13 protein-coding genes are annotated in these 14,207 nt (G+C 71.8%); 8 read left to right on the top strand and 5 right to left on the bottom strand.

Translation table 11 applies throughout. The features are described from left to right. Positions 1–4 precede the first annotated feature (4 nt). A complete protein-coding gene (locus C4V41_RS04885; RefSeq protein ID WP_103954472.1) occupies positions 5–379 on the bottom strand; it encodes a DoxX family protein in 375 nt (124 codons plus the stop codon). Between the two features lie 108 nt (positions 380–487). Between C4V41_RS04885 and C4V41_RS04880 the strand changes: the two genes are divergently transcribed. Both C4V41_RS04880 and C4V41_RS04875 read left to right on the top strand, forming a co-directional pair. Beyond that, complete coding sequence (locus C4V41_RS04880) at positions 488–973, top strand: MarR family winged helix-turn-helix transcriptional regulator (protein ID WP_103954471.1); 486 nt, start codon at positions 488–490, stop codon at positions 971–973. A gap of 153 nt (positions 974–1,126) precedes the next feature. Next, positions 1,127–2,545 carry an amidase gene (locus C4V41_RS04875; protein WP_103954470.1) on the top strand — a complete coding sequence of 473 codons (1,419 nt, stop codon included), beginning with the start codon at positions 1,127–1,129 and terminating at the stop codon, positions 2,543–2,545. On the opposite strand, the gene C4V41_RS04870 is transcribed toward C4V41_RS04875, so the two are convergent. Together C4V41_RS04870 and C4V41_RS04865 are read right to left on the bottom strand one after the other, a co-directional pair. Beyond that, entirely contained in the window at positions 2,527–3,123 is a 597-nt protein-coding gene (locus tag C4V41_RS04870; protein ID WP_103954469.1) for a dihydrofolate reductase family protein, read from the bottom strand. The two genes, C4V41_RS04875 and C4V41_RS04870, sit on opposite strands and share 19 nt — an antisense overlap. A 60-nt stretch (positions 3,124–3,183) precedes the next feature. Then, positions 3,184–3,768 (bottom strand): TetR/AcrR family transcriptional regulator, encoded by a 585-nt coding sequence (locus tag C4V41_RS04865; protein WP_103954468.1) that lies wholly within the window; start codon positions 3,766–3,768, stop codon positions 3,184–3,186. A gap of 105 nt (positions 3,769–3,873) precedes the next feature. Between C4V41_RS04865 and C4V41_RS04860 the strand changes: the two genes are divergently transcribed. From C4V41_RS04860 to C4V41_RS04845, 4 genes are all read left to right on the top strand, one after another. After that, positions 3,874–4,950 carry a Gfo/Idh/MocA family protein gene (locus C4V41_RS04860; protein WP_103954467.1) on the top strand — a complete coding sequence of 359 codons (1,077 nt, stop codon included), beginning with the start codon at positions 3,874–3,876 and terminating at the stop codon, positions 4,948–4,950. Next, positions 4,947–5,741, top strand: coding sequence for an NAD-dependent epimerase/dehydratase family protein (locus tag C4V41_RS04855; protein WP_103954466.1), 795 nt, complete (start codon positions 4,947–4,949; stop codon positions 5,739–5,741). Before C4V41_RS04860 ends, C4V41_RS04855 begins: the two co-directional genes overlap by 4 nt. 122 nt (positions 5,742–5,863) lie before the next feature. Next, positions 5,864–6,697 (top strand): glycerophosphodiester phosphodiesterase, encoded by an 834-nt coding sequence (locus C4V41_RS04850; protein WP_103954465.1) that lies wholly within the window; start codon positions 5,864–5,866, stop codon positions 6,695–6,697. A gap of 374 nt (positions 6,698–7,071) precedes the next feature. Next, a complete protein-coding gene (locus C4V41_RS04845) occupies positions 7,072–8,319 on the top strand; it encodes an AI-2E family transporter (RefSeq protein WP_103954464.1) in 1,248 nt (415 codons plus the stop codon). A 235-nt stretch (positions 8,320–8,554) separates the two neighbouring features. On the opposite strand, the gene C4V41_RS04840 is transcribed toward C4V41_RS04845, so the two are convergent. Next, positions 8,555–9,118 carry a hemerythrin domain-containing protein gene (locus C4V41_RS04840; protein ID WP_103954463.1) on the bottom strand — a complete coding sequence of 188 codons (564 nt, stop codon included), beginning with the start codon at positions 9,116–9,118 and terminating at the stop codon, positions 8,555–8,557. Between the two features lie 96 nt (positions 9,119–9,214). On the opposite strand from C4V41_RS04840, the gene C4V41_RS04835 reads away from it, so the two are divergent. Further along, a complete protein-coding gene (locus tag C4V41_RS04835) occupies positions 9,215–12,031 on the top strand; it encodes a DUF7824 domain-containing protein (RefSeq protein WP_103954462.1) in 2,817 nt (938 codons plus the stop codon). 2 nt (positions 12,032–12,033) lie between these two features. Then, positions 12,034–12,906, top strand: coding sequence for a hypothetical protein (locus tag C4V41_RS04830; protein WP_103954461.1), 873 nt, complete (start codon positions 12,034–12,036; stop codon positions 12,904–12,906). 258 nt (positions 12,907–13,164) lie between these two features. On the opposite strand, the gene C4V41_RS04825 is transcribed toward C4V41_RS04830, so the two are convergent. After that, positions 13,165–14,187, bottom strand: a complete 1,023-nt coding sequence (locus C4V41_RS04825; RefSeq protein ID WP_103954460.1) for a M23 family metallopeptidase — start codon at positions 14,185–14,187, stop codon at positions 13,165–13,167. Positions 14,188–14,207: the final 20 nt, after the last annotated feature.

The following is a 14,207-nucleotide window of genomic DNA, read 5'->3' as shown; positions in this document are numbered from 1 at the left end:
GGCCTCAGAAGGCGTACGGGCCGAAGCGGCCCCAGGCGACCACGGCGGCCAGGATGAGGAGCACCACGTTGGCGGCGATCATCGGGAACTCCTTGCGGCGCGCGTGGACGACGGCGGCGCCCGCCATGACCAGCACCAGGCCGGTCGCGGCCAGCGGCGTCAGCACCGGCGCGATGCCCGTCACGGCCGGCAGGATCAGGCCGAGCGCGGCCAGTGCCTCCAGCGCGCCGATGCCCTTGACCGCCCCGGCGGAGAAGTCGTCGGTCCAGGCCATGCCGGCCGCGGCGAGCTTCTCCTTCGGCTGGGCGAGCTTCATCGCCCCGGCGGCCAGGAAGGCGAGGGCGAGCAGGGCCGCGATGATCCACAGGACGACGTTCATCGGAGATCCGTTCCCAGAAAGGACTTGAAGGTTCAAGCGCAATCTAGGCCGCTTCGACTTGAAGCGTCAACTGAATCGGCGGGGCGATCTCTCGGTTAATGTGGGGACGTGGACACGTCGCAGGAGCCGCGCTGGCTGACCGAGGAGGAGTCGCAGACCTGGCTGGCGCTGGCCAGCGTGCTGATCCGGCTACCGGCCGCCCTCGACAGGCAGCTCCAGCGCGACGCGGGCATCAGCCACTTCGAATACCAGGTGATCGCCGGGCTGTCGATGAGCCCGGAGCGCACGATGCGGATGAGCGACCTGGCGGCGTTCTCGGAAGGGTCGCTGTCACGGCTGTCGCACGTGGTGAGCCGGCTGGAGAAACGCGGCTGGGTGCGCCGCACGCCCGACCCCGCCGACGGCCGCTACATGCTGGCCACCCTCACCGAGGAAGGCTGGGAGAAGGTGGTCGCCACCGCTCCCGGCCACGTGGACGCGGTCCGTGACCTGGTCTTCGAGCCGCTCACCAAGGCGCAGATCCGGCAGTTGCGCGACATCGGGCGCCGCATCACCCACGCCATCGACCCCGACGGCGACTGCCTCACGCCGTAGACGGCGGAAATCGAGTCGAATGTCGCGGCGGCGGCTGTCACCATGACGGTGATGTCCCGAGCGTAGAACCACCTCGATCACAGGGGACGGCCGCTGAGCCGCCGTCCCTCTATCAGGCAATCCACTTCCATCTGTGATCGAGGGATTTTTCCGATGAACTTCCATGAATACGCGCGCTACGACGCCATCGGCCTCAGAAACCTGATCAGGGCGGGCGAGGTGAGCGCCGCCGAGGTGGAGACCGCCGCCAGGAAGGCCCTGGCCGCGGTGAACGACGAGGTGAACGGGCTGGCGCTGCCGCCGTTCAGGCCCGCGCTCCGCCACGACGACAACGGCCCGTTCGCCGGCGTGCCGTTCCTGATCAAGGACCACGGCCCGGTGGCGGAGGGGGTGCCGTTCTTTCTCGGCAGCCGGGCGCTGCCGGGCATCGTCGCGCGGCACGACACCGACCTCATGGCCCGCTTCCGGGCCGCCGGGCTGGTCACCCTCGGCCTGACCACCGTCCCGGAGATGTGCCTCAGCTTCTCCACCGAGTCGGTCAGGTTCGGGCCGACCCGCAACCCGTGGAACCCGGACCGGGGCGCGGGCGGATCGAGCGGCGGCGCGGCCGCCCTGGTGGCGGCGGGGGCCGTACCTCTGGCGCACGCCAGCGACGGCGCCGGGTCCATCCGCGTCCCGGCGTCCGCCTGCGGGCTGGTCGGGCTCAAGCCGAGCCGCGGCCGCGTCCCGTGCGGGCCCGACATGGGCGAGCCGATGCTCGGGATGTCGTACGAGTTCGCGCTCACGCGTACCGTCCGCGACGCCGCCCACCTGCTGGACGCCGTCCAGGGCCCCGGGATCGGCGACAAGTACACCGCGCCGCCCCCGCGCGGCCGCTACGCCGACGAGATCGGCACCGCACTCGGCCCGCTACGAGTGGCGGTGACCACCAAGGCGTGGTCGGGCTCCGTGGTGGACGGCCAGGTGGCCGTCTGGGCGACCAGGACCGGCCAGGCACTGGAGCGGGCGGGGCACACTGTCGTCGAGGACACCCCGGCCCTCGACTGGGACGCCGTCATGCGGGCGCTGGTGGCCGAGGGGGTGGCGGTCGCCTCGATGCTGCTCCTGGCGCCGCGGCTGCCGGATCCGGCGCGGATGGAGGCCGTCTCCCGGCTCTATCTGGAGACGGCGAGGGCGTACAGCGGGCTGGACATGATGGCCGCCTTCGACGCCCAGAACCGGGTGACCAGGACGGTGGGCGCGTTCTTCACCGAGTACGACCTGCTCGTCACCCCGACGCTGGGCCGCCCACCGGCGCCGCACGGCACCCTGCGGTACGACGACCCCGGCCACACCATGGAGAGCTGGCTGCGGTCGCTGACCGACTTCGGGCCGTTCACGGTGCCGTTCAACGTCAGCGGTCACCCTGCGATCAGCCTGCCGCTGGGGCAGGGCGACGACGGGCTGCCCGTCGGCGTGCAGATCGTCGCCCCTTACGGCCGGGAGGATCTGCTGTTCCAGGTCGCCGCCCACCTGGAAGAGGCCATGCCCTGGCGGGATCGGGTGCCCGGCGTTCACCTGACCGCGCGATAGGTCAGGTGGCTGACCAGGCCGGTGCCTGACACGGCGAGCGGCTCGAAGGCCAGGCGTCCGACGCCGGTGAAGAGCCGCTCGCCCGCGCCGAGCACCACGGGCGCGACGTGCAGCCGCAGCTCGTCGATCAGCCCCGCCGCCAGATACTGGTTCACGGTCGCCGCGCCGCCCGCGATCGCGACCTCGCGGTCGCCGGCGGCCGCGCGGGCCCGGTCGAGCGCCGCCTCGATCCCGTCGGTGACGAAGAAGAACGTCGTGCCGCCGTCCAGTTCGACCGGCTCGCGCTCGTGGTGGCTCAGGACGAAGACCGGCGCGTGGTACGGGGGCTCCTGCCCCCAGTAGCCGGTCCACTCCAGGTCCCAGTCGCCGCGCCCGGGGGTGAACATGTTGCGGCCCATGATGTACGCGCCCGCCGACGTGACGGCCTTGATGATCTCGGCGTGCTCCTCGGGCTCCGCGAACATCCACTCGTGCAGGCTGTCGCCGACGCCGTCCCCGAAGGGCTGGTCCAGGCGCTGGTTCGGGCCCGCGACGAAGCCATCGATGGACATCGACATGTCACAGGTGACCTTGCTCATCTCTTTCCTCCTGCCGTGAAGCGCTGTTTCACCCAGGAGTCGGAGCCGGCCGCGCGTTCTTCACACGTCAGGGAAAAGATTTCCGAGCGCGAGATCGGCGACCTGGCGCAGCTCGTCGCGGGTGCGCCCGCCGGCCGCCTGCACCGCGATCCCGTCCGTGACGGTCTGGACCAGCCGGGCCAGGGTGCCGGCGTCGTATCCGCCGGGCAGGTCGGGCGCGTCCTCCAGGCGACGCCGGAGCGCCATTTCGGCGGCCCGGCGGCAGGCGAGCGCCGCGTCGCGGGCGGAGGCGGCGTCGGGGCCGCAGGCGTGCACGCTGTTCACCATCAGGCAGCCCACCGGGGCGTCGTCGCCGGTGGTCAGGTCGATGGCGCCGTTGACCAGGCGTTCGATGACCTCGCGTACGGTGGGCGCGGCCAGCGCGTCGGCGGCGAACGCGCCGGGGCCGCTGACGTAGCGGTCCAGCGCCTTGACGAACAGCTCCTCCTTGTTGCCGAAGGCGGCGTACATGCTGGGCCGGTTGATGCCCATCGCCGCGGTCAGGTCCGACAGCGAGGCGCCTTCGTAGCCCTGCCGCCAGAACACCTCCAGGGCCCGGTCGAGCGCGGCGTCGACGTCGAAGGCGCGCGGGCGGCCGCCTGGCATGCCGTACCTCCTCAAGTTTTATACCTATCGGTAAGTTACCTCTTGAATCCCGCCGCCGCACACCTTAGTTTCATACCTGTCGGTATAAAACTAAGGGGGAAGCACGTGATCAAGGTTGGAGTAGTCGGCGCCAGCGGATGGGCGAACGAGGCCCACCTGCCCGCGCTGGCCACGCTGGAGGAGTTCCAGGTGACGGCGGTCGCGACGACCAGGCAGGAGAGCGCGGACCGGGTGGCCGCCGCGTTCGGCGTGCCGCTCGCGTTCGCCGACGCCGGGCTCCTGACCGCGCACGACGACGTGGACCTCGTCGTCGTCTCGGTACGCGCGGCGGAGCACGCGAAGGTGATCAGGGCCGCGCTGGAGGCGGGCAAGCACGTACTGGCCGAGTGGCCGCTGGGCGTGGACCCGGACGAATCCGACGAACTGGCCGAGGCGGCCGCGGCCGCCGGGGTGGCGCACGCCGTGTGCCTGCAGGGTCTCCACCAGCCGGACGCCAGGTTCGTCGCGGACCTGGTGGCCGGCGGCCGGATCGGGCGGCTGGAGTCGGCCGTCCTGGTGGCCTCGGCCGGGCCGCTCGGCGGCGCCACCGTCTCGCCCGAGCACGCCTGGACCAACGACCCGGCCGGCGGCACCACGGTGCTGTCGATCGTGACCGGGCACTACCTGGCCTCGCTGGAGCACCTGGCGGGCCGGCTGACGGACGTGACGGCGCGGCTGCCCCACCTGTACGACCGCGTCGAGGTCGCCGGCACCGATCGGACGGTGGCCGGGAAGGCGCCGAACCAGGTCCTGCTGCACGGGACGCTGGAGGGCGGCGCCACCGCGTCCGTCACGATCCACGGCGCGTCCGGCGCCCCCGACGGGTTCTTCGTCAAGCTCGTCGGCTCCGAGGGCGCGCTCACCATCACCCGCGCCGCAGAGGGCGGCTACCTGCACTGGACCGACTGGGACGTCCGGATCGGCGGGGAACGGGTGGCGATGCCGGAGGCGTACCGGACCGTCGGCCTGCGTCCCGCCGACGGCCCCGCCGCGAACGTCGCGGCCCTCTACCGGGACCTCGCCTCGGCCATCACCGAGGGCCGCGCCCCGCGGCCCGACTTCCACGCCGCCGCCCGCTACCACCGGCTGCTCGCGGCCGTCGAACGCGCCGCGCGTAGCGGTGCCAAGGAGGACATCGCATGAAAATTCTGATCATCGGCGCCACCGGCTACATCGGCTCGGCCGTGGCGACCGCCCTCGCCGGCCACGAGGTCACCGCCCTGCGCCACCCGGACGGCCGCCCGACGGGCCACCCGGAGATCGAGGCCGACCTGACCGACCCGGCCTCGCTGACCCCCGCCGCCAAGGGTTTCGACCTCGTGCTCCACGCGGGCGCTCCCCTCGGCGAGCAGGCCGACCTGGCCGGGGTGGACGCCTTACTCGCGGCCGGCCCGCCGCTGCTCTACACGACGGGCGTCGCCGTGCTCGGTGGCGGCACGGTGGACGAGGACAGCGCCCCCGACCCGCACCCCTTCGTGGCCTGGCGCGCGGAGGTCGAACGCCGCGTCCTGGCCGCCGGCGGCCAGGTGCTCAGACCCGGCATGGTGTACGGCGACGGCGGCGGCCTCGTCCCCGGCCTGTTCGCCCGCAAGGCCGCCGAGTCGGGCACCGGCGTCTACATCGGCGAGCCCGGGGTGCGCTGGCCGGTCGTCCACCGCGCCGATCTCACCGGTCTCTATCTCGCCGCGATCGGCCACGGTACGCCGGGCGCGATCTGGCACGGGGTCGCCGAGACGGTACGCCTGGACGCGATCGCCGCCGAGCTGGGCGGCGGCCGGGCCGTCTCCTGGCCCCTCGACGAGGCCACCGCCGAACTGGGCGCTCTGGCCGGCCTGTTCACCCGGGACCAGGAGGTCTCGTCGGCCAAGACGCGGCGGCTGCTCGGCTGGCGTCCCGCGTACACGTCCCTGCTCGACTGGCTGCGCGCCTCGTAGGCAATGGACCGCTTTCCCGGAGGCCAAATGTTGATCGGCACGCCCGGAGAAAGCGGTCCATGTGCTGCTTAATGGGCACTTTCCTCCGTATCGGGTTGTCCGGATCGAGCCCGAGGAGGGACATGTACGGTCCGCTCGGCAGCGTCGTCATCGCCACTCTGACCGCCCTGACCGCCCTGACCGCCGTGCCACGGGCCGCCGCCGCGGGGCCGCCGGAGGTCGAGACCATCGCGCACCGGGGCGGGTCCGCGTACGCGCCGGAGAACACCATCGCGGCCTGCGCCGTGGCCCGGTCGCAGCGGGCCGACCTGTGCGAGTTCGACGTCCAGCAGACCCGGGATCATCAGCTCGTGCTGATGCACGACCAGACGCTGGCGCGTACCACCGACGTCGAGCGGGTCTTTCCCGGGCGGTCGCCGTGGCGGGTCTCCGACTTCACGCTCGCGGAGATCCGGCGTCTGGACGCCGGCTCGTGGTTCTCGCCGCGCTATCGCGGTGAGGGGGTGCCCACGCTCGCGCAGGCCTTGCAGGCGATGGGCGGCGAGACCGGGCTGCTGCTGGAGATCAAGCACTCGCCGAGAAGCCCCGACATCGACCGGCGGGTGGCGGTCGAGCTGCAGGAGAGCCGCGCCTGGTGGACCGGCAAACGGCTGGGGCTGCAGGCGTTCGGCTGGCACTCGATGCGGGTGCTGCGCAGCATGCTCCCGGACGTCCCCGTCTCCCTGCTCGGCAAGCCGCCCGCCGCTCGGCTGACGGAGCTGGCCCGCTACGCCGGCGGGATCACGCTGCCGCACGCCGGGCTCACCAAGCGGTACGTCGCGCGGGTGCACGAGCGGGGCATGCGCGTCTACACCTGGACGACAGACCGGCCGTCCGTGATCCGCCGGCTGATCTCGTACGGGGTGGACGGCATCATGACCAACAAACCCGACCGCTTCTTGGACGTACGCCCGTGATCACGGCGGGCGGACCCTTCGGCGGCGGCGGGCTCACCCACACCGATTCCTGGTCCAGGCCGTGACACGTTCATGCCGGCCCGCATTCGGCGGACCGGCATGAACACCCCCACGACCGAGCCCTGTCAGGCCACGAAACCGGTGAAGCGGGCCACCTCGTCGTCCTCGCGGTAGAGCGTGACCTCGGTCGGGCCGACCAGACTCTGGTGTACGGCGGCGCGCACGACCGCGCCTCCGGGCAGGGCGCCCTTGAGGACGCCCAGGCGTGATCACGTCATGTCAGCAAAAGCACGTCAGGGCCGCCCGGTAGGCCGGGATACCGCTTACCACGGCGGCTCAAGGGCAGAAGGGAGGCCACCCCTGAAGGAGCCCACATGCCCGACAGCGCACCCCCCGCCCCGGACCGCACCGCCCCACCCCAGACCGCGTCATCGCAGCCCGCGGCATCGCAGCCCGCCTCACCACAGCCCGCCTCACCACAGCCCGGGTCACCACAGCCGGGGTCACCACAACCGGGGTCGCCACAGTCCGCTTCGTCGCAGCCCGGGTCACCGCAAACAGGTGATGGCGCGTTACCGTTCGGCAGGCCGGGGCGGCCTTTCGGGAGTACGCCCTTCACCTTCGGGTTCACCGCGGCGCTCGGCGTACTGACCGCCTGGCTGCTGGTCCAGGCGCTGACGGTCACCGCGTCCGTGCTGCTCCTCATCGTCGTGTCACTGTTCCTGGCGGTCGGGCTGGATCCGGCGGTGCGCTGGCTGCACCGGCACGGGCTGCCGCGCTGGGGGGCGATCGCCGCCGTGTTCGCGGCCGTCATCCTGTTCTTCGCCGGGTTCGGCATGGCCGTGATCCCGGCGCTGTCGCAGCAGGCCGGCCAGTTCGTCGAGCAGTTGCCCGGCTACATCGGCCAGTTGCAGAACCATCCTCAGGTACGCGACCTGGACCAGCGCTTCGGCCTGCTCGAACGCCTGCAGTCCTACCTGCTCAGCGGCGACCTCGGCCGTCAGGTGTTCGGCGGGCTGCTCGGAGCGGCCGGCGTCGTGGTCAGCGCCGTGTTCTCCGCGCTGACCGTACTGATTCTCACCCTGTATTTCCTCGCCTCGCTACGCTCGATCACCCGCACCGGGTACCGCCTGATCCCCGGAAGCCGCCGTCCCCGCGTGCAGCACCTCGGCGACGAGATCCTCGACCGGGTCGGCGGGTACGTCGCCGGCAACCTCATCATCTCGCTCATCGCGGGCGTGACGACGTTCGTGTTCCTGTCGATCCTCGGGGTGCCGTACGCGCTGGCGCTGGCCATCATCGTGGCGGTCACCGACCTGATCCCCATGATCGGGGCCGGGATCGGCGCCGCCATCGCCACCCTCACCGCCCTGTTCGTATCGGCGCCGGTGGCCATCGGGTGCCTGGTGTTCTTCATCATCTACCAGCAGATCGAGAACTACCTGATCGCGCCCAAGGTGATGAAGTCCTCGGTGGACGTGCCCGCCGCCGTCACCATCGTCGCCGCCCTGATCGGCGGCGCCCTGCTGGGCGTGGTGGGCGCCCTCCTCGCCATCCCGGTCGCCGCCGCCATCCAGCTCATCCTCAGCGAAGTGGTCCTCCCCCGCCAGGACCGCCACTGACCAGCCCCCACCCCCATCACCCGAATCGCCCCCCCCTCCCTCTGAAGGGCCTCACCGCCGCCACCTCGTCCAGGCGATCCCACTGCCTCCACCCCCTCCAGAGACCTGGCCGCCTCCCTTCTCACCACGGGAGCCCGCCGCTCCACCTCCCAAGGGACCTCGCGTCCTTCCCATCTCCTCGAAAGGACCCCCGCCGAAGCACGGCAGGGGTCCTTTCGAAAAGGCCGATGGGGGTTCAGGAACGACCGCGCCCGCTGAGCGCGTCCCGCATGCGGTCCACCAGCGCCGTCCCCGGAGCCAGCAGCTTGTTGCCCGGCGGCGTGTCGGGCGCCGACGGGTGCGGCCGAGTCGGCGCCAGCTTCTTGGCCCGCTGGATCTTCCCGCCCAGCTCGACCAACTGCTCCTCCGAACAAGCCTGCCGCAACCGCGGGAACAGGTCGTTCTCCTCCTCGTCCAGATGGTGCCGGATCTGCACCATCAGCCGATCGACCGTCGGCCAGAACTCCGCGTCGGAGGGCTCCAGCGCCTCCAGCCGCTTCATCGTCTCCTCCGCCTCCGCGTGCTCCTGAATCTCGTGGTCGGCGGTCTCATCCCCGCCCGGCACGTGCTTGCGCACCGCCGGATACAGGTACTCCTCCTCCGCCACCGAATGCCGTACCAGCTCGATGACCACCTGCTCGGCCAGCGCCTTGGCCTCGTCCACAGCGCGGCCCTCCATCAGCTCCAGCCGGGCGAACATCTCCTCGACCTCGCGATGGTCGGTCACCAGTACGTCGATCACATCCTGCTGCGCGCTCACTTCGACCCCTTTCGTCGGAACCGTGAGCTGAACGAGCTACCCGCCGACGGCGGTCGAACACTGAAAGTGTCGGCCAGGCCCGTTACTGTCCCGCCCATGGATCATTGGGGCCAGGTCAGGAAACTGATCGTGAACGGGCCGATTCACCGGCTCGCCGCATACGTCAAGTCGCTCGACGACGACGGCCGCAAGCAGGTCGCGGCGGGGCTGCCGGGGCTGCTGAAGGAGCTGCGGGCCGGGTTCGACCGGTGGGACGACAGCCTGGCCGCCTACGCGCCCGCGCTGCGGGTGACGGGCGCGGCCACGATCGGTGGCGCGGCGGGCGCGGCGGCGTGGTTGGTCCGGCGGGAGTTCGCGCCACGGTGGGCGAGCGTCGACGACGACGCGCACCTCGTCCTGGCGGCGCTCGCGGACCGGCCCGCCGCCTGGCGTGCCGACCTGGCCGAGCGGCTGGTGCTGCGCCTGCGCACGGCCAACGACCGCGGCATGGGGCTCGCCCTGGCCCTGCTCCGCCAGACCGGCATCGAGCCGCCGCAGCACGATCCCCTGGTGTCCGGCTGGGCGGACGGCCCGTCGGCGAAGCTCGGCGACGACCCGCTGCTCGACCACCTGCTGCCGCGCCTGTTCGAGGCCGAGGGCGTGGGCCAGGTCCTCCAGTGGGAGAAGGACCCGCGTCAGGGCTGGCTGGCCGCGCTTCCGGCGCTGGCCGAGGCGGGCCGGGTCAAGCGCGAGGCGCTGATCGACGGCTGCGTACGCCGCTTCCTGCGCGGCGGCACCCCCATCGACCTGCGCTTCTTCGTCCGCCTGCACGAAGTGCTGGACCCCACGCCCGCCGAGGTCGCCGCGCACGCCCGCGACTACCTGAGCCTGCTGCCGGCCGCCCCCGGCCCGGTCGCCGAGCTGGCCATGAAGCGTTTGCGCACCTGTGGCGACCTCACCCCCGACGACCTCGCCGAGGCGTGGGAGTCACTGCTGTTCCGGGCCGAGCGCAAGCTGGTGCGCGCCGGGCTGTCCTGGCTCGACCGTTCGGTACGCCGTACGCCCGCGCTGGCCAACGTCCTCGCCACGCCGCTGGCCCGGGCGTTCGCCGCCGACTCCGCCGAGTTGCAGGAGAGGGCCGTCGAGCTGGCCGTGGCCCACGCAGGCGGCATGGGTGAGGAGGGCCGCGCCACCGTACGCGAGGCGATCGAGCTGCTCCCGCCGCACCTCGGGCACCAGGCCGCCACGGTGTTCGCGGGCGGCCTGGTCGCCGAGGCCGAGCCCATGTTCCTGCCTCCGCCGCTGCCCCCCGCGCCCGAACGCGTCCACGAGCTCGAGTTCCCGGCCGTGTCCATCGAGGAGCTCGACCGGCGACTCATGGAGCACCCGGCCTCCTGGCAGGAGTGGGAGCGGCTGGTGGCCGGTTTCGTCATGCTCGTCGCCCGCGACCGCGCCGCCGTGGTGGCGGCGTTGCGTCCCCGGCTGATGGGCGGCCAATCCTGGGTGTACCGCCAGCAGAGCTGGGAGCGGATCGATCTGTGGTTCCAGGGCGCCGTCCATTCCCTGACCGTGACCACGCAAATGTCCCGAGCCTGGCGGCGCGTGATGCCGGCGAGGGGCGCCGCACCGCACCGGCTCCTGATCCACCGCGCGGCCGAGATCCTGCGGGCCGCCGAGGAGGGCACTCTGCCGCCGCTGCTGCTGGCCACGCCCACGCACAGCACCGGGCACGTGGCGGCGGCCGAGCTGGTCAGGCGGATGGAGGTCATCGAGGCGGCCGGAGCCAAGCCGCTGGCCGCCGACCTGCAGCAGGCGCTGCTGCGACTGCCGCGCACGCCCGATCCCGAGGCGGCGGCGCGGGCGGCCCGCCTGACGTCCCCGGCCGGCGAGATCATCGCTTCGTGGACCTGCCCGGACGTCGAGATCACGGTCGGCTGGTCCTGCGGACGCGACGGCGAGGAGCACGACTGGAACGACCGGAGCTGTGACCATTCCGTGGTCCCGGTGATGTCCGCCAAGGCCACGCCGACCGGTCTGCCGCTGGTCGATCTGATGCTCGACGTCTCCGAGGAGGGCACGCTGGCGATGTATCACGACTGGTGGTCGTCGATGCTGCCCTCACACCGCGACCTCGCCGCCGCGCACCTGGTGCCGTACCTGTTCACCTATTACTACAACGCGACGTCCATCAGTCCTGGGCAGGCGCGTGATCTCGCGCGCGCCGACGGACCGGCCGGGTCGGCGTTCGCGGCGGTGCTGGCGCGTCTGCTGGGCCGGCGAGACCTGCCCGAGGCGATCGACGTGCTGCTGGAGGTGGCCGCGCGGGACGAGCTACCGGCCGCCGAGATCGGCCGCCACCTCGCGCTCTTCGTGGCCGGTGGCGAGGCCAGGATGATCGACGTGATCACCACCCTCGACTCGGTCGCCCAGCGGGGCGCGCCCGCGCACGTGTGGCGGATCGCCGCCGCCGCCCTGCCCGACCTACTGCCCGCGCCGGGCGAGCGACCGCGCAACGGCCTGACCGGCTTCGTCAAACTCGCCCTCGCGACGGCCGAGTGGTCGGACGCGCGTGGCGAAATTCCGGCGGTACGCGATTTGGCCGCCCGCAAGGGCAACAGCGGCCTGCTCCGCGAACTCCGCCGCCTCCACGACCGCCTCACCACCGCTCCGGCGCATTCGGCAGCCGATCCCGACGACAGCACCACTCCAGCCCGCTCAGCAGCGAACGCCGCCAACAGCACCGCTCCGGCGGCCCCGGAGTCCGGTGCTGACGGCATCACCGCTCCGGCTGACCAAGATACCGGCGCCAACGTGATCACTGCACCAGCAGGTCATCGAGCCGGCGGTGCCACTGCGGCGGATCGAGAGGCCGGCAGCGCCGCTACGGCGCACCAGAGAGCCCGGGGCGCCACTGCAGCGGATGTGGAGGGGTGATCATGGGGTCCAAGAAGCACAAGTCGCGGCGCGAGGAGGCCCACCACCTGCGGATGGCGATCGGCGACCTGGCCCGGTCCGCTGCCGCGCCCGGCTGGTCGGAGCTGGTCGTCCGCCGGGGGCAGGTCGGTCCGTACGCGGAGACCGTCGTCACCGTCGACGGCCGGGAGATCGCCGTTGAGGGCCTGGACGAGCCGTTCCAGCGCCTGCGCGAGCTGTCGTACAAGGAGTTCGCCGGCACCTGGTTCACCTGCGAGCTGGCGTTCACGCCCGGCCGCAGGAACTACACGGGGCGGGTGGACGCGAAGGGGGTGCCGTTCGTCGATGTGCCGGCCAGGGCGGCGCTGGCGGAGCTGACGATGTTCGCCAGTGACGAGCCGCCCGGCTGGTTGCTGGCCGCGCTGCCGACCGCCGCGCCGATAGGGCTGCAGTTCGGCCACACCGGGCACCAGCGCTGGCAGTCCATGGGTTTCGCCGAACAGCCGGAGTCCGCGCCGCCGATCAACGGGCCGTTGTCGTATGTGCCGGCCACGGTGATGACCGCCAAGGTCCTCGATGAGAGCCGGGAGCGCCGCGCTGATGTGGTCCGTCTGGAGGGGGAGGACGACGAGGAGCTGATGGTGGCCCACTTCATGGGGCAATACCTGGTCGCGCGGCACGGCACGCGCGGCACCGACGGAGGGTTGCGCTCGGTCACGATGGAGGGCAACGTGCTCCGGCTGGAGTTGACCGACGTGGCCGCCGACGCGCTGGAAACCGAGGCCGCCTTCGAGGTCCGCCTCGACCTGCCGCCAGGGGAGGTCGATGAGCTGCGCGCCGCGTTGCTCCGCGTGCTCGGACCCTGCGCGCAGGCGCCAGAGCTGATCGGTTTCTGACCCGGCGCGAAGCAGTTCCGGACCGCTGCACTTCCGACACAAAGCGAGCAGCGTCGAGTCGCCGCCCATCTGACCCGGCGCGAAGCAATGCCAGGCCGCCGCACGTCTGGCTCAGCGCGAAGCAGCCTCGGTGCGAAGCAGCACCAAATCGCCACACACCTGGCGGCCCAGCGCGAAGCGGTGCCGGATCGCCGCACGTCCGGCACAACGCAGAAAGTGCCGGGCCGCCGCGCGCGGTCCGGCACTTTCAGGTCAGTGCTAGCTGCAGTGCTCCAGCGGGCTGTTGTAGACGGCCGTGCCCGCCTTGCCGCCCCACTTCACGCACTTGTCGGACGCCGAGCCGCGTACCGGCCCCGCGTAGAACGTGAAGTTGCCGGTGTCGGAGGCTCGCGGCTTGCCTTCGACCTCCAGGTAGGCCGTGACGGCCGTGGCCTTGCCGAGGGAGGTCTTCTTGATCGTGGCCACGCAGTTGTTGCCGTTGGCCGAGTTGTACAGCAGGGAGACCGTGGCCGCCGTGCCCAGGGGCGCGGAGTCGATCACCTTGTAGCCGCTGCCGCACACCGACTGGGCCGTGTGCGGGTTGGTGCTGCCGCCACCGCCGCCGCACTTGTTCTTGGAGGTCACCGTGGCGTTCGGGTAGCCGAAGGTGGCCCCGTTGAACGTGGCCTTGCGGATGTTGCCCGGGTAACCGGAGCCCTGGCGGACCTCGTAGTGCAGGTGAGGGCTGATGTTGTTGCCCGGCTTGCTGGTGTTGCCGACGGTGCCGATCTTCTGGCCCTGGGCGACCTGGGTGCCCGCGCCGACCGTGCGGACGGTCAGGTGCGCGTAGAAGGTCTGGTAGCCACCGCCGTGGTCGATCTTGACCAGGTTGCCGTAGCCGTTGGCCGAGCCCTGGTGGGCCGAGATGACGACGGTGCCCGCCGCGGCGGCGACCACGGCGTCGCCGCGGTCGGCGGCGGCCGTGCTGCCCCGGTTGAAGTCGATCTCATACGCCTTGTGCGCGCTGCTGTTGCTGGAGTTGCCGGTCCACTTCTGCCCGCAGGGGAACGGGAGCTGGAACTTCGGTGCGGCCAGCGTCGACACCTCGGGGACGTCGACCTGGTTCTTCGGGTCGTTGTCGTCGGCGGTGCCGGTCGGCGTGGGGGTCGGCGTCGCCGTCGCCGTAGCCGTCGGTGACGGGGCCGGGGTCGGCGCGGCCCAGGCGGCCGAAGCTGCGACCGGGCCCGTGGCGAGGCCGACGAGCAGGGCGAACCCCGCGGTAAGTGCCCCTCTGGGAATCATGCGGATACCTTTCTGCGTAC

Origin of the sequence: Nonomuraea solani, from assembly GCF_900108335.1 — a bacterium.
Classification (GTDB): Bacteria; Actinomycetota; Actinomycetes; order Streptosporangiales; family Streptosporangiaceae; genus Nonomuraea; species Nonomuraea solani.
The sequence above is the reverse complement of the archived record's forward strand: the minus strand, read 5'-3'. Positions and strand labels throughout refer to the sequence as shown.

Bases quoted from the DNA above. Each gene is read 5' to 3' on its own strand.
- C4V41_RS04835 (WP_103954462.1), top strand. From the start codon at position 9,215: ATGGATCATTGGGGCCAGGTCAGGAAACTGATCGTGAACGGGCCGATT.
- C4V41_RS04830 (WP_103954461.1), top strand. From the start codon at position 12,034: ATGGGGTCCAAGAAGCACAAGTCGCGGCGCGAGGAGGCCCACCACCTG.
- C4V41_RS04870 (WP_103954469.1), bottom strand. From the start codon at position 3,123: ATGAGCAAGGTCACCTGTGACATGTCGATGTCCATCGATGGCTTCGTC.
- C4V41_RS04885 (WP_103954472.1), bottom strand. From the start codon at position 379: ATGAACGTCGTCCTGTGGATCATCGCGGCCCTGCTCGCCCTCGCCTTC.
- C4V41_RS04875 (WP_103954470.1), top strand. From the start codon at position 1,127: ATGAACTTCCATGAATACGCGCGCTACGACGCCATCGGCCTCAGAAAC.
- C4V41_RS04845 (WP_103954464.1), top strand. From the start codon at position 7,072: ATGCCCGACAGCGCACCCCCCGCCCCGGACCGCACCGCCCCACCCCAG.
- C4V41_RS04865 (WP_103954468.1), bottom strand. From the start codon at position 3,768: ATGCCAGGCGGCCGCCCGCGCGCCTTCGACGTCGACGCCGCGCTCGAC.
- C4V41_RS04825 (WP_103954460.1), bottom strand. From the start codon at position 14,187: ATGATTCCCAGAGGGGCACTTACCGCGGGGTTCGCCCTGCTCGTCGGC.
- C4V41_RS04850 (WP_103954465.1), top strand. From the start codon at position 5,864: ATGTACGGTCCGCTCGGCAGCGTCGTCATCGCCACTCTGACCGCCCTG.
- C4V41_RS04855 (WP_103954466.1), top strand. From the start codon at position 4,947: ATGAAAATTCTGATCATCGGCGCCACCGGCTACATCGGCTCGGCCGTG.